Genomic DNA, 13,105 nt, shown 5'->3' on the forward strand with positions numbered 1-13,105 from the left:
CTGACAATCAGGGATTTTCAACTGTTGGTAGGCGTCGCCAGGCAGGATACTGGAGGCCCGAGCCGGAATTATCGAATTCCGGTTTTCCGGCCCCGCGCGGCGTCTAACCCTATCGGATGCCCGAACGCAAGTCCTAGGCGTTCAAGCCTGTTTGTCTAACCCTCTGGGGGCGGGCAAATGAGCATTAAGATCATGACGATTGTCTGGGAACTCGAACTGCCAGACAGCGAAAAGCTGGCGCTCCTGGCGCTTGCCGACGCCGCCAATGATGAGGGCATTTGCTGGCCGTCCATGGAGACGCTGGCAAGGAAGTGCAGCAAGTCAGATCGAACCCTTCAGCGGGCGATCAAGTCGCTTTGCGACAAGGGGCATTTGTCGCGGGATGAGCGTCCCGGACACGGCATTCTGTATCGAATTCACCCCCGACACGGTGTCACCCCCGACACGGTGTCACCGGTGACAGGAACGACGGGAACCCCCGACACGGTGTCACCCAAACCGTTATTAAACCAAATACCCCCCAAAGCCCCCCAAGCGCAAAACGCGTCGGCGGCGAATGATGAGGGTGACGCCTACTGGCGGCTTCCCATCGAACGCAAGGCAGCGGAAGCGGCGGTGAAGGCCAGACGCACGTGCCGGGGCAAGCGGCGACCGGCGGAGCTGCAAGCGACAGCGCCCCCGGTTCCACGAGAACCGGAACCGATCACCCCGGTCGCAGCCAAGGCGAGAGAGGACGCCCGGTCGCAAACCATGCACGCCGCGCTGAAGGCAATCATCGGGGAAAAGGCTTGGCGGGATTGGTTTGCGGGTGCGGCGATGTTGCACACCGAACCGGGCGTCAGCGTGATCGTCAGCGAAGCCATGCCCCCGTTTGGCCGCCAGTCGCTGGAGGATCGTTTCAGCCCTGCGCTACTCGGAGCCGCAAGACGGGCGTTCGGGGGGGAAGTGCGCTGGGTTCGGTTGAAGGTGGAGGCTCATGGCGCATTGGCCGTATAACACCGCCGCATGGCAGCGCCTTCGCCGCCTGAAGCTGGCGTCGCAACCCCTTTGCCAAGGGTGCGCCGAAAGGGGCATTGTCGCCCCAGCGAACACGGTGGACCATGTTGTTCCGATCAGCGAGGGCGGCGAAGCCTTCCCGGCGCTGGACGAACTTGCCAGCTACTGCCGATCCTGTCACTCGGCCAAGACCGCGCGCGGCGATGAGGCTGGCGCGATCAAGACCTTCAAGCCGCGCAAGGGGTGCGATCTAGACGGCAATCCCCTTGACGCCTGGCACCCGTGGGGCGCGTCCGGGCACAAGGCCCACTTGCCCAAGCTATCCCGGCCTTCAAACCTTCGCCCGTCAATCTCGCCCTTGACCATCATTTTCGGCCCACCGGGCGCGGGCAAGTCCACCTATGCCCGTGCGGCAATGCAGGGGCATGACAAGCTGATCGACGTTGACGAGATCATGGCGAGGCTGGCGGGAACCGAAGTGCATCAAGCCCCGGACACGTTCCTTGCCCGTGCCTTGTCGATCCGCAACGGCGAACTGGCGAGGCTTGCGAACGTGCGTGTCGATCACCGCACGTTCTTTATCGTCAGTGCGCCTACTGCGACGGAACGGGATTGGTGGAGGGCGAAGCTACGGCCATGCGATCACGTCCTGATCATGCCAGCCCGTAGCGTCTGCGTTGAACGACTGCGGCAAGACCACGTGCGCGGGAACCGGAAGGGCGAATACGTGCGCGCGTGCTACCGCTGGTTCGCTCGTTTTACTGACAGCCCGGATGATAAAATCTCTCACAGCTACAGCTTGGGGACCGGCATTGGGCAAAAAAATATAGTTAGTTCCTATTCGCCGGGGCAACGCCCCGGCGGGAGCTGACACCATGGGCGCGCGTGGTCCCGGCGCTGCACGGCAGCTAAACGCGGCGCGTGGCGCGCGTCCGGGCGCACCCGTTCCGCTGTTCGAAGGCTGGGAACCCGCCAGCATCATCGCCCCGCACCCTTGGGAAGCCGAGGGCTTGACCCGATCCCAGCGGGTGATTGCTTTCATCGAAAGCCTTCCGATCACGAAGGGCTTTGGCGCTGGCGAGCGCATCCGGCTTGATCCGTTCCAGATCGAATGGATCGAAGGCATTTACCGGGATGATGAGAACGGCGAACGCGCCGTGCGAACCGGCCTGCTATCCGTCGCGCGGGGCAACGGCAAGACCGTCCTTTGCGCCGCGCTTTGCCTTGCTCACCTGGTCGGCCCGGAATGCGAGGCGCGCGGCGAATGCTACAGCGCGGGCGCGACGCGGGACCAGTCGGGGCTGGTCTATGCCGAGATGGAAGCGATCATTCTGGCGACGCCCTGGATGGCCGCGCGGCTCAATCTGGGGCGGTTCAACAAGAAGATCGAAGACAGCGTGACCGGCTCAATCTATCGCGCGCTCGCCAGCGACGGCGGGTCCACGCATGGCCTAGCCAGCTCGTTCGTGGTGTGTGACGAACTGGCGCAATGGAAGAAGCGCGAGCTGTTCGACGTGCTGCGGACTTCGCTGGGCAAGCGGCGGCAACCCCTCATGCTGGTTATCGGCACGCAATCCCCGCGCGCGGAAAACGTGATGAGCGAAATGGTCGATTACGCCGGCCGCATCGCCTCTGGCGAGATTAGCGATCCGTCGTTTCACGGCGCGGTCTATGCCGTGCCCGAGGACGCCGATCCCTATGATCCGGCGAATTGGCCGCTTGCCAACCCGGCGCTGGGCAAGTTCCGGTCCGAACGCGAACTTGCCGAGGAAGCCGCCCGCGCGCAGCGAATGCCGACGTTCGAACCGGCCTTCCGCAATCTCTATCTCAATCAGCGGGTCGATGCCGAGCCGAAGGCGATCAACCCCGCCGAATGGGAAGCGTGCGGCGACGCGGTTGATCCTGCCAGCCTGGCGGGGCGTCCGTGCTATGCGGGGCTGGACCTTTCCAGCACGCGCGACCTGTCCGCGCTGGTCCTCTACTTCCCCCAAGACGGCGGCGCCGTGATCCCCTTCGCGTGGTGCCCGAAAGAGAACCTTGCCGAGCGCGAGGAAGTGGACCGCGTGCCCTATCGCACTTGGGCGAAGGCTGGGCATATCGAACCGACGCCGGGACGCGCTATCGACAAGCGGTTCATCGCGGCGGCGCTGGGGCGGATTGCGGGGCAATTCGACCTGCGCGGCGTCGCCTTCGACCGCTACGCGTTCCAAGACTTGCAAGTGATCCTGAACGCCGAAGGCGTCACCTTGCCGCTGGTCGAATGGGGGCAAGGTTTCAAGAGCATGGGACCGGCGGTTGACGCCTTCGAAACAGCGATGCTGAACGGCACCCTGCGGCACGGGATGCACCCGCTCTTGCGCTGGTGCGCCGGGAACCTGGTCTATGAGACAGACCCGGCGGGGGCGCGCAAGCCGAGCAAGAACCGTTCAATCGACCGGATTGATCCGCTGGTCGCTCTCATCATGGCTTGCGGGCTGGCAGCGCGGGACGGCGGCGAAAAGGTGTATCAGGGCGGCGGGATTTTCTGGGTATGATCCGCGCGGTTCACCCTTGCCCAAGGCGTTCCGCCAATACCCGCCTGATTGCCTCTGGGCGCGTCGGGCGCGGTTCGGGCTGGGCTGCAATCCACTGGTCGAGCGCCGCCAGATCGTCCGGGGGTAAACGGACGTTTACCGGCGTTGCGCCGATCTTGGGCCTTCCCCTTGCTGGTTTTCTAGCGCCAGTTATTGACATGGTTTATTTCTGGTGCCAGAAAAAGCGAGCCGGGGCAAGGTTGCAGCCTCTCCCCGGCTCTCATCATCAAAGCCTATTGTGGAGGCAATCATGACTGTAACCGCATTACCTAAGCGCCCGATCTACGGCAACGCCAGTGATCCGATTGTCGGTTCGTTCCTGGCGGCTCTCGATCAGCACGAAGCCGAACTTGTCGATCCCTGCGGGGACTTGGTGCTGGCTGAAGCCGCCCTGCAAGGGATGCTGCAAGTCGCCTGCGATGAAAGCCCCCGGACCCCGGCAGGCAAAGCCTTGGCGCTGGCAGTGGCGCGCTATCACGTCCACGCGCTGATCGAAGGCTTCGAAGACCGCACGGACAAGACCATCGACGTTTATGATCATGTCCTACTGGAACGGCTGCGCGTAGTGCTTCGCAACCTATGGCTGGGAACCGATCAGCCGCCCGAGATTGCGCCGATTGTCGCGCATCTGGGCATTGAGAACTGATCATCCCAATAAAGCGTGATGCGCCATATTGACGCACTCACCCGTTTGGAGTATCCCGCCAAACAATGGCGAAGCTAAGCGATCTTGTTGCCGTGTTCGCGTTCCATGAGGTCGATACCTCTGGAACGCTGAACCTGTTTTCCCGCCGGTTGCGGGAAGCTGGGCGCGTGAACAAGGCGAAGCGCGGCAAAGGGGCCGCGACCATGACGCATCTGGACGCCGCGCGCTTTCTGATTGCGCTGGGCGCGACCGATCATCCCGAACGCGTGCAGGAAGTCGAACCGTTCTTCAGTCGCGCGCTTCCCTATTGCCGCCCCAGCGCGGTTGACGGCTTGCCCGACATTCTGCGCGAGATTTTGGACGACGACATGGAACTGGATCGGGCGGTCGCTTACCTGATCAAGCACGTATCCCATTTGCCGACAGGCGATGTGTCTTCGACGTGGCTGGAAATCGACCGCGCCAATGGCGGGGCAATGATCCACATGGGCCATTCGGCTTTGTTCTTCGAACAGCCCCAAATGCGCGCGCTGCACTTGTCCGAAGATGCCCACCGCGACAGCGCCTTCGACCAGAAATTTGATGAAGCGGCGCGCGAAAGTGCCACCTTTGCGACCGGCAAAAGCATCAAGGCGACGTTCTTTCTTGGCATTCTGATGCACCTTAACCGCACGCTTTCAGATCGGGGGACAGCAACCCCATGACAATCTCCGGCCCCGGAAACCGTGAGAACCGGCCCTATACGTTCTCACATCGCCGTCCGGGCGGGGCAGCGCGTAATTCCGCGCCGTGGACCCGGACGGCAACCAACCGCCAACGCTGCGAAGCAGTGGGCATTCTGCGCGCCGGGGGAGCGATCCCCCGGCCACTTAGAAAGGCATGATCATGACCAGACTGACTGAATTGAAAGAGCGCCGCGCCGCTGCGCTCGAAACCATGCGCGCCCATGAAGAAGCGGGCGGGACTGACTTCGACACGGCCAAGGCGCAATATGACGCTCTCGCCGCGCAGATCACGCGCGCCGAAGCTATCGAGAGCGCCGAGCGCCACGAACGCGGCAAGCCGCTTGTCGGCGACGGCAAGCTGGAAATCGAACTGCGCCAGTTTTCGATCCGTCGTGCGATTGCCGGGGCGTCGGGCATGGAAGGCGTGGACTGGGGGCGCGAACGGGAAATGCAATCCGAGCTGGCGAAGCGCGCCGGACGCAACCCGCAAGGGCTTTTCATCCCTGCCGAGGCGCTGGAAACCCGCACGCTCACCACTGCGAACGCCAGCGGCGAAAGCCTTGTGCCCACCGATCAGCGCCCGGACCTGTATATCAGCGCCCTGACCGCGCAATCCGTGGTGCGCGCCATGGGCGCGACGGTGCTGACCGGGCTGACCGGCAACGTCGATATTCCCAAGGAAGGCGACAGCCCCCAGCCCACCTGGAAAGCCGAGAACACGGACTTCGATGAAGACGACGCCACCTTCGGCAGTGTCGAACTGAAGCCCAAGCATTGCGGCGTGATCACGCAATGGTCCCGCAACATGATCTTGCAGGCCAGCCCCGAGGTCGAAACCCTGCTTCGCCGGATGCTGGCGCGCAATCTGGCGCTGGGCATTGACCGCGCCGCGATCAGCGGGGCGGGCGGCAACGAACCGCTGGGCCTGCTCAACACCCCCGGCATTCAGACCCAGCCCGTTGCCGTGCCCCCTGCCGACGCCAGCTTCATCACCCTCACCGCAGCCATGATTGCCAAGGCGGACGTGGCAAACGTGTCGGCCATGCGCTCGTTCCTGGGCACGTCGGGTATCAAGGAAGCGGCGTTGAAGACGCGGGACGCCACCGGCCTGCCGATCGGCATGGACAAGCTGTTCCACATGGAGCCGCGCGCCTTCAGCAATCAGGTTCCCAGCAACCTGGGTGACGACGACGACGAACACGGCCTGATCTATGGCGACTGGTCCGAACTGCTGATCGGCGTCTGGTCGGAAATCGACATTCTCGTGAACCCCTACGAGAGCGCCGCCTACAAGAAGGGCAATATCTCGCTGCGGGCGATTGCGACCGTGGACACGGCTTGCCGCAATGCACAGGCGTTCGTGTCGGCAACGGGCTTCAAGCCGTGAACGGCGCGGCTTGCCCTTCAATCGAACGGCGGGCTTTCCCCGAATTCCGGGCGCTGGCAGGCGCGCGGCGATTGGAGGGCTATGCCGCGACGTTCGGCGCGGAAGCGCGCTTTCGCGACTTTGTCGAAACCATCGAGCCGGGGGCGTTCCGCGCCTCGCTCGATGGCGACATTCTGGCGCTGGTCGATCATGATCCCGGCCTTGTGCTGGGTCGCACCCGATCCGGCACCTTGCGGCTTAGCGAGGACAGCCGGGGATTGGCCTTTTCGCTGGACCTTCCCGACACGCAAGCGGGGCGGGATATTATCGCCCTTGCCGAGCGCGGCGACATTGGCGGAATGTCGTTCGGGTTCCTGATCCCGGCGGGCGGGGAAGTCTGGACCGGCAAGCGTCGAAGCCTTCGGGCAATCGACCTGCGCGAAATATCGGTTGTGCAGGCGTTCCCGGCCTATCCTGACACGCGCATTGCCTTGCGCGCCCGTGGCGCATTCGATGCGCGCGCCGCGCGGCGAAGGGCAATCGAGATTGCGGAGCGTGCCCTATGAGCTGGCTCAATACCATCGCGGGGCGCTTGGGCTTCGAACGGCGAAGTGCAGATCCAAGCTGGGCAGCATTGACCCCCGGCCTTGGGCTGGGCGCGGCCATGAGCGCGCGCGCAGCCGAGAATATTTCAGCGGTCTTCGCCTGCACTTCGGCAATCAGTTCCGCCCTCGCCTATATCCCGGCGCTGGTTTACCGGCGCGACGGAAAAGGCAACCGGGTCGAGCAATTCGATCACCCGCTGGTCGCGCTCACGCGGCAAGGCGTGAATGATCAAATGACATGGCCGGAATTCGTGGAGCATTTTGTTGCGTCCGCGCTCTTGAACGGCAATGGCCTTGCCGAAGTCAGGCGGGACCGGAACGGCGCGCTGATCGGGCTGGAATTCATCCCCTGGTCGCGCGTGTCGGTCGAATACCTTTCGACCGGGCGGCTTGCCTATGACGTGTCGGACCCGTTCGGACGGGGTCGCGCCAAGCGCCTGCTGCAATCCGAAGTGCTGCACTTGCGGGACCGTTCGGACGATGGCCTGATCGGGCGTTCGCGGCTTTCGCGGGCGTCGGAAACCGTCGCGGGCGTGGCAGCGGCCAACACCTTCGCCAAGGGGTTTCTTGACCGGGGCGGCTATCCGTCCGGCATTATCACTTACCCCGGCGTGATGAACCCCGAGGACAAGGCGGCATTCGCCCGCGACTTCGCAAAGAAGCACGCGGGCGCGCAGAATGTGGGCCGCATCCTTGTTCTTGATCAGGGGCTGACTTGGACAACCGCCGCAATCTCGCCCGAGGACGCCGAGCTGCTGGAAAGCCGGAAGTTCGGCGTCGAAGAAATCTGCCGTCTGTTTCAGGTGCCCCCGCCGCTGGTCCAAGACTACAGTCATAACACCTTCACGAATTCGGAAACGGCGGGTCGCTGGTTCGCGCAATTCACGCTGGCACCATGGGCGCGCAAGCTGGAAGCCGAATTCGCGCGCAGCATCTTTTCCCCCGCGTCGGGCTTCGAACTGGAACTTGACCTGTCCGCCTTCCTTCGCGGCGATCCCAAGACCCGCTGGGACGCTCACAAGATTGCCGTCGAAACCGGCGTGCTTGATCCTGACGAAGTGCGGCACGTCGAAGGCTGGAACCCGCGCGCCAAGCCGGAACTGACGCCATGAGCGCCGCCGGGGCTTCCCGCCGCGCGCGGTTCAAGCAATCGGACGCCACACGGGCGCTGAAGGCCGCGCAGCGGGCGGGCTTGCAGCCGAGCGGTTACAAGATCGACACGACCGGCGCGATTATCGTGATGCTGAACGGCGGCGCGCATGGTCCCGAGGCCAACCGCAATCCGTGGGATGATGAGTTCCTGCCATGAACAAGCGCCGCGTCAAATCCAATCGTTTCCTGCCCGAGTATGTGTCCCGGTTCAAAGACCGGCACGGCAAGGAACGGTTGCGGTTTCGGCGCAAGGGCTATCCCTCGCAATACTTCACCGCGCCGCTGGGCACGGAAGCCTTCCGCGAGGAATATCACCGCTTCAACAGCCCCGAGGCCATTGCCGAGGCGCGCGAAGCGGCGGCGGCGGCGCGGTGCGTGCCTGGCAGCGTCGGCGACCTGTTACGGCGCTATCTGTCTGTTCCCGAACGCCTTGGCCCCAGCCCGGTGACGCAAGCCAAGGTGCGAGGCATTCTTGAACGCTTTTGCGAGGGCCGCGAGGATCGGCCCGTGAAGGGCATTACCTTCGAACACATTGACGCGATCATCGCCAAGACGAGGGTGAAGCGCATTGACGCCAAGGGCCGGAAAGTGGGCGGGGTCGAAGCGGCGCGGAAACTGCGAAAGGAACTTCGCCGGTTCTTCGGCTTTGCGCGCAAGCTGGGCTGGATTGCGGTCAACCCGGTGGACGACGCGCAGCCGGTCAAGATCAGCCCGAACGAGCGATCCAGCGGGTTCTATACCTGGACCGAAGACGACATTGCGACCTATCGCGCGTTCTGGGCGCTGGGCACTAAGCAACGCCTCGCCATGGAGCTGATGCTCTGGACCGATCAGCGCAAGGTCGATGCAATCCACCTTGGCCCCCAGCATATCAGGGGCGGCAAGTTTGCTATCCGGCAATCCAAGACCGGCAAGCTGCTGACATTGCCAATCGCCGCGCCCTTGGCTGAAGCCATTGCCGCCATGCCGGACAGCGACGCGCTATGCTTCCTGCTGACAGAATGGGGACGGCCCTTTTCTGTGAAGGGCTTCGGGGGCTGGTTTCGTGATCAGTGCGACGCCGCCGGACTTCCCAAATGCACGGCGCACGGGCTGCGCAAGGCGACCATGCGACGCATGGCCGAACTGGAAATGCCGAACAAGACCATGAAATCCGTAAGCGGCCATTCGAAGGATGATGAAGTCGCCCGATACACTGAAGCGGCTGATCAGGAACGCCTTGCCGACGGCGCTATCAAGCGGATTGTCGAATGGGAAAAGTCTAACCTTGCCCCAAGGTTAGACGCCAATGAGGCTTAAAGCTATGTGTTCACTTGCAAAAAGTGAGAAAGTGGAGGCCCGAGCCGGAATCGAACCGGCGTGCAAGGATTTGCAGTCCTCTGCGTAACCACTCCGCCATCGGGCCTCAGATAAGTGGGTGGCCGCAGATGTGCGGCTTTGGTCGCAAAGTCAAGCGGTAGCGCGGCGACCCATGGCAAGAATCTCGCATGCCGTCGCGCAAAGCCGCTTGGCGTGGGGCGGCTGCTGATTTAGAGGTCCGTTGATCCCCTTGCTGTATTGCATTAACAATACAGTTGTGCCAAGCCCCCTGGACCAAGCGAGAAACTATCGTGACCGAGCAGAAACATTCTTTGATGCGGGCCGCCATGGTCGAAAGCCAGTTGCGGACCAGCGACGTCAATGACCCGCGCGTGATCGCGGCGATGGCGAAGGTGCCGCGTGAGGAGTATGTCCCTGCGCATCGTCGCGCCATGACCTATATCGACCGCGCCATTCCGCTGGATGGCGGTCGCGCGATCAACCCGCCACTGGCGACCGGACGCTTGCTGACCGAAGCGCAGGTTGCGCCGGGGGACAAGGTGCTGCTGATCGGCGCGGCGACCGGCTATTGCGCCGCGCTGCTGGCCGAAATGGGCGCGCAGGTGGTTGCGGTCGAGGAAGAAGGCGGGCCGGAAAGCATTGGCGCTGCGGTCACGCGCGGGCCGCTGAGTGCCGGGGCGGCCGATAACGCACCCTATGACCTTCTGTTCATCGACGGCGCGGTAGAGGAAGTGCCCGCGACGCTCGTTCAGCAGCTTGTCGATGGCGGACGGGTGGTGACCGGCCTGGTCGAGCGCGGCGTGACGCGCCTGTGCAGTGGTCGCGTCGTGGGCGGGGTGCTGGGCCTTTCCAGCATTGCCGACCTCGAAATGGTGGTGCTGCCGGGCTTTGCCGCACCGGAACAGTTCGTTTTTTGAGACGGGGATCATGACAGCAAAGCGACATATTTTTGGGCGGGCAACCGCTACAGCCTTGCTGTTATTGTCCTCCGCTCTGTCGGGACCGGCTATGGCCGAAACCTTGCAGGGCGCGTTGGCCAAGGCCTATGCTTCCAATCCGACGCTGACCGGCGCGCGCGCCGGGCAGCGGGCGACGGACGAGAATGTGCCGCTGCAGAAGGCGGCAGGACGCCCCACCGTCCAGTCGCAATTGCAGTTTCAGGAACTGGTGGTGCGGCCGTCCAACAGCTTTTTGGCACCACAGCGTTCGGCGAGTGCGAGCGCCAGCATTGATGTCCCCATCTATCAGGGCGGCGCGGTGCGCAATGGCGTGAAGGCGGCGAAGATTCGCGTGGAGGCGGGGCAGGCCAATCTGCGCGGCACCGAAGCCAGCATTTTTTCGCAGGTCGTGGGCGCTTATATGGACGTGATCCGCGACAGCGCGATCGTGTCGTTGAACCGCGCCAATGTGCAGGTGCTGGAAGTCAATTTGCAGGCGACCAACGATCGGTTTGAAGTGGGCGATGTGACCCGTACCGATGTCGCCCAGTCGCAATCGCGGCTGGCGCTGGCGCAGTCGGACTTGCAGATCGCCGAAGCCAATCTGATTACCAGCCGCGAAAATTATATCGCGTTGGTAGGGGAGGCACCCGACGCGCTGGAGGCACCGCCGGCCTTGCCGGGCTTGCCCGCGTCGCCACAAGTGGCGGTCGAGATCGCGCTGGCCGACAATCCCGATATTCTGGCCGCGCAAAAAGCGCGGGAGGCGGCACGTTATGATGTGAAGGTCGCCAAGGCGGCGACGTCGCCGACGCTGAGCGGCTTTAGCCAGGGCAGCTATACCGACTATCTGGACCCCGATATTCGCGAGAATAAGCAGGCGGCCGTTGGTGCGACGCTGAATCTGCCCATTTACCAGGGGGGGCGGCCCGCCGCGCAGGTGCGCCAGCGGCAGGCGCAGGAATCGCAGGCAATTGAGCAAGCGATCGAGATTGAGCGCAGTGTCATCGCCCAGACCCGCGCCGCCTATGCCAGTTGGCAGGCATCGTTGCAGACGATCCAGTCCAACCAGACGGCGGTCGATGCGTCGAGCCTGTCGCTGGAGGGGGTGCGCGCCGAAAATTCGGTCGGCAGCCGCACCATTCTCGACATACTCGACGCCGAGCAGGAAGCACTCAATGCGCGTGTGCAACTCGTGTCGGCACGGCGCAATGCCTATGTCGCCGGGTTCAGCCTGCTCGCCGCCATGGGACATGCCGAAGCCGATGATCTGGGCCTGGCAAGCGGCACCCTTTACGATCCGATCGTCCATTATGAAGCGGTACGGGGCAAATGGTTTGACTGGGACTATGGCCCGCAGCCCGTGCCCGTGGCCACACGCACCGTTGACAGCGTGCCGCAAAACGCCAATGTGAGTCCTGAAATGGCACGACAGCCCTAACTTGCTGTCAACCAGCCGGAATCAGGGGGCGTCGGTGGGCGATATGAGCAAGGAACCGTCGATGGAAGAGATACTGTCGTCCATCAAGCGGATCATCGCCGAGGAAGGCGAGGAAGCGGCACAGGCCGCGCCCCGCCGGGTTCGGGCCGATGCGGCAAAGGCGGCCGCCGCGCCAGCGCCTGCCGATCTGGGCAATGATGAAATTTTGGAACTGACCCAAGAGGTCAGCATGGAGGACGCCATGCCTGCTCCCAAAGCTGCGTCGCCCAAGCCCGCTACCGCCAAGCCTGCTGCCGCTGCTGCGCCAGGCACCGAAACGATCCTGTCGGTCGAGAGCGAGGTGGCCGCGCGGCATTCGCTTTCCGCTTTGTCCTCCATGTTGATCGCGCCGCAGGATGGCGGGGACAATACGCTCGAAGGGCTGGTGCGCTCTTTGCTCAAGCCGATGCTCAAGGAATGGCTGGACGCGAGGCTGCCGATCCTGGTCGAGGAGATGGTGGCCAAGGAGATTGCGCGCATTACGGCGCGGTGAAACCTGCCTTGCGCAAACCGCTGACGTAATTACCATTTTATGCTATATACGACCCGGTTCTGATTGACTGGGGGATGGCGGCATGATGGTCCTGATCGCAGCGACGGCTTTTGTCGGCACGCATTTTCTGTTGTCGCATCCGCTGCGCGCGCCTTTGGTGGTGCGGATGGGGGAAAAGGGCTTTCTGGGCCTTTATTCCCTGGTTGCGGCCGTGACATTGATCTGGACGATCATCGCCTATCGCGCTGCGCCGGTGACGCCGATGCTCTGGCCGGTCGGCGATGCGCTATGGGCGGTTGCGACCGTCATCATGCTCGTTGCGTCGATCCTGCTGCTGGGGTCGCTGGTCGGCAACCCGGCAATGCCGCACCCGGACGGGCCGACCATGGTTCCGGCAGAAGCGAAGGGCGTGTTCGCCATCACCCGCCATCCCATGATGTGGGCGTTCGCCCTGTGGGGACTGGCGCATATAGTGGTTTATCCCGTCACCGCGAACATCATCGTGTCGGCGGCGATTATTTTGTTGTCGCTAGTCGGTGCGGCTCTGCAGGACCGCAAGAAGGAGCAACTGACCCCCGCCGCCTGGCAGCATTGGGAATCGCGGACGAGCTACTGGCCCTTTGCCGCGATCCTCGCCGGTCGCGCGCGGTTCGGGCAGTTCGGCCTGCATGCGCTGGCGGGCGGGCTGCTTCTGTGGCTGGTGGCGACCTGGGCGCATAAGCCGCTGGCGGGCTGGTCTGCGGGCATATGGCGCTGGTTGGACTGATCTTTCGGCTGGAATGGGGCGGCAAGGCGCATTAAGGCCCGTGCC

Annotated in this window: 15 protein-coding genes and 1 tRNA gene; 14 read left to right on the top strand and 2 right to left on the bottom strand. The window is 63.4% G+C overall.

Going from position 1 to position 13,105, the window contains the following annotated elements; all coding sequences use genetic code 11:
• The first annotated feature begins 177 nt into the window (after nucleotides 1-177).
• From V2I08_RS00815 to V2I08_RS00825, 3 genes are read left to right on the top strand one after another with little or no spacing between them, the layout of a single operon-like run.
• Nucleotides 178-996, top strand: a complete 819-nt coding sequence (locus V2I08_RS00815; protein ID WP_349633454.1) for a helix-turn-helix domain-containing protein — start codon at nucleotides 178-180, stop codon at nucleotides 994-996.
• Complete coding sequence (locus tag V2I08_RS00820; protein WP_349633455.1) at nucleotides 977-1,867, top strand: AAA family ATPase; 891 nt, start codon at nucleotides 977-979, stop codon at nucleotides 1,865-1,867. Before V2I08_RS00815 ends, V2I08_RS00820 begins: the two co-directional genes overlap by 20 nt.
• 4 nt (nucleotides 1,868-1,871) lie before the next feature.
• Nucleotides 1,872-3,530, top strand: coding sequence for a terminase TerL endonuclease subunit (locus tag V2I08_RS00825; RefSeq protein WP_349633456.1), 1,659 nt, complete (start codon nucleotides 1,872-1,874; stop codon nucleotides 3,528-3,530).
• A 10-nt stretch (nucleotides 3,531-3,540) separates the two neighbouring features.
• Here V2I08_RS00825 and V2I08_RS00830 read toward each other — a convergent pair whose 3' ends face one another.
• The gene (locus V2I08_RS00830) at nucleotides 3,541-3,729 is read right to left on the bottom strand and encodes a ribbon-helix-helix domain-containing protein (RefSeq protein WP_349633457.1); all 189 of its coding nucleotides are present in this window, start codon (nucleotides 3,727-3,729) and stop codon (nucleotides 3,541-3,543) included.
• Between the two features lie 90 nt (nucleotides 3,730-3,819).
• Between V2I08_RS00830 and V2I08_RS00835 the strand changes: the two genes are divergently transcribed.
• The 7 genes from V2I08_RS00835 (at nucleotide 3,820) to V2I08_RS00865 (ending at nucleotide 9,362) form a co-directional block, all read left to right on the top strand.
• The gene (locus tag V2I08_RS00835) at nucleotides 3,820-4,215 is read left to right on the top strand and encodes a hypothetical protein (RefSeq protein WP_349633458.1); all 396 of its coding nucleotides are present in this window, start codon (nucleotides 3,820-3,822) and stop codon (nucleotides 4,213-4,215) included.
• A gap of 65 nt (nucleotides 4,216-4,280) precedes the next feature.
• Entirely contained in the window at nucleotides 4,281-4,919 is a 639-nt protein-coding gene (locus V2I08_RS00840) for a hypothetical protein (RefSeq protein ID WP_349633459.1), read from the top strand.
• A gap of 181 nt (nucleotides 4,920-5,100) precedes the next feature.
• The gene (locus V2I08_RS00845; protein WP_349633460.1) at nucleotides 5,101-6,327 is read left to right on the top strand and encodes a phage major capsid protein; all 1,227 of its coding nucleotides are present in this window, start codon (nucleotides 5,101-5,103) and stop codon (nucleotides 6,325-6,327) included.
• Nucleotides 6,324-6,872, top strand: coding sequence for an HK97 family phage prohead protease (locus V2I08_RS00850; protein ID WP_349633461.1), 549 nt, complete (start codon nucleotides 6,324-6,326; stop codon nucleotides 6,870-6,872). The genes V2I08_RS00845 and V2I08_RS00850 overlap by 4 nt, the downstream gene beginning before the upstream one ends.
• A complete protein-coding gene (locus V2I08_RS00855) occupies nucleotides 6,869-8,023 on the top strand; it encodes a phage portal protein (protein WP_349633462.1) in 1,155 nt (384 codons plus the stop codon). The genes V2I08_RS00850 and V2I08_RS00855 overlap by 4 nt, the downstream gene beginning before the upstream one ends.
• Nucleotides 8,020-8,220 carry a hypothetical protein gene (locus V2I08_RS00860; RefSeq protein WP_349633463.1) on the top strand — a complete coding sequence of 67 codons (201 nt, stop codon included), beginning with the start codon at nucleotides 8,020-8,022 and terminating at the stop codon, nucleotides 8,218-8,220. The genes V2I08_RS00855 and V2I08_RS00860 overlap by 4 nt, the downstream gene beginning before the upstream one ends.
• Entirely contained in the window at nucleotides 8,217-9,362 is a 1,146-nt protein-coding gene (locus V2I08_RS00865; RefSeq protein ID WP_349633464.1) for a tyrosine-type recombinase/integrase, read from the top strand. The genes V2I08_RS00860 and V2I08_RS00865 overlap by 4 nt, the downstream gene beginning before the upstream one ends.
• A 32-nt stretch (nucleotides 9,363-9,394) precedes the next feature.
• Here the strand turns inward: V2I08_RS00865 and V2I08_RS00870 are convergent.
• A tRNA-Cys gene (locus V2I08_RS00870) sits at nucleotides 9,395-9,468 on the bottom strand.
• Nucleotides 9,469-9,673: 205 nt separating this feature from the next.
• Between V2I08_RS00870 and V2I08_RS00875 the strand changes: the two genes are divergently transcribed.
• From V2I08_RS00875 to V2I08_RS00890, 4 genes are all read left to right on the top strand, one after another.
• Entirely contained in the window at nucleotides 9,674-10,300 is a 627-nt protein-coding gene (locus V2I08_RS00875) for a protein-L-isoaspartate O-methyltransferase (RefSeq protein WP_349633465.1), read from the top strand.
• Nucleotides 10,301-10,310: 10 nt separating this feature from the next.
• Nucleotides 10,311-11,762 (top strand): TolC family outer membrane protein, encoded by a 1,452-nt coding sequence (locus V2I08_RS00880; protein ID WP_405053601.1) that lies wholly within the window; start codon nucleotides 10,311-10,313, stop codon nucleotides 11,760-11,762.
• Nucleotides 11,763-11,796: 34 nt separating this feature from the next.
• The gene (locus tag V2I08_RS00885) at nucleotides 11,797-12,294 is read left to right on the top strand and encodes a DUF2497 domain-containing protein (RefSeq protein WP_349633467.1); all 498 of its coding nucleotides are present in this window, start codon (nucleotides 11,797-11,799) and stop codon (nucleotides 12,292-12,294) included.
• 85 nt (nucleotides 12,295-12,379) lie between these two features.
• Nucleotides 12,380-13,060, top strand: coding sequence for an NnrU family protein (locus V2I08_RS00890; RefSeq protein WP_405053607.1), 681 nt, complete (start codon nucleotides 12,380-12,382; stop codon nucleotides 13,058-13,060).
• Nucleotides 13,061-13,105: the final 45 nt, after the last annotated feature.

The sequence above is a fragment of the Sphingobium sp. MK2 genome, assembly GCF_040170545.1.
GTDB lineage: Bacteria > Pseudomonadota > Alphaproteobacteria > Sphingomonadales > Sphingomonadaceae > Sphingobium.

What these genes read in the sequence shown, in the direction of transcription:
- V2I08_RS00815 (WP_349633454.1), top strand. Translation starts at nt 178, where the DNA reads ATGAGCATTAAGATCATGACGATTGTCTGGGAACTCGAACTGCCAGAC.
- V2I08_RS00820 (WP_349633455.1), top strand. Translation starts at nt 977, where the DNA reads ATGGCGCATTGGCCGTATAACACCGCCGCATGGCAGCGCCTTCGCCGC.
- V2I08_RS00825 (WP_349633456.1), top strand. Translation starts at nt 1,872, where the DNA reads ATGGGCGCGCGTGGTCCCGGCGCTGCACGGCAGCTAAACGCGGCGCGT.
- V2I08_RS00830 (WP_349633457.1), bottom strand. Translation starts at nt 3,729, where the DNA reads ATGTCAATAACTGGCGCTAGAAAACCAGCAAGGGGAAGGCCCAAGATC.
- V2I08_RS00835 (WP_349633458.1), top strand. Translation starts at nt 3,820, where the DNA reads ATGACTGTAACCGCATTACCTAAGCGCCCGATCTACGGCAACGCCAGT.
- V2I08_RS00840 (WP_349633459.1), top strand. Translation starts at nt 4,281, where the DNA reads ATGGCGAAGCTAAGCGATCTTGTTGCCGTGTTCGCGTTCCATGAGGTC.
- V2I08_RS00845 (WP_349633460.1), top strand. Translation starts at nt 5,101, where the DNA reads ATGACCAGACTGACTGAATTGAAAGAGCGCCGCGCCGCTGCGCTCGAA.
- V2I08_RS00855 (WP_349633462.1), top strand. Translation starts at nt 6,869, where the DNA reads ATGAGCTGGCTCAATACCATCGCGGGGCGCTTGGGCTTCGAACGGCGA.
- V2I08_RS00860 (WP_349633463.1), top strand. Translation starts at nt 8,020, where the DNA reads ATGAGCGCCGCCGGGGCTTCCCGCCGCGCGCGGTTCAAGCAATCGGAC.
- V2I08_RS00865 (WP_349633464.1), top strand. Translation starts at nt 8,217, where the DNA reads ATGAACAAGCGCCGCGTCAAATCCAATCGTTTCCTGCCCGAGTATGTG.
- V2I08_RS00880 (WP_405053601.1), top strand. Translation starts at nt 10,311, where the DNA reads ATGACAGCAAAGCGACATATTTTTGGGCGGGCAACCGCTACAGCCTTG.
- V2I08_RS00890 (WP_405053607.1), top strand. Translation starts at nt 12,380, where the DNA reads ATGGTCCTGATCGCAGCGACGGCTTTTGTCGGCACGCATTTTCTGTTG.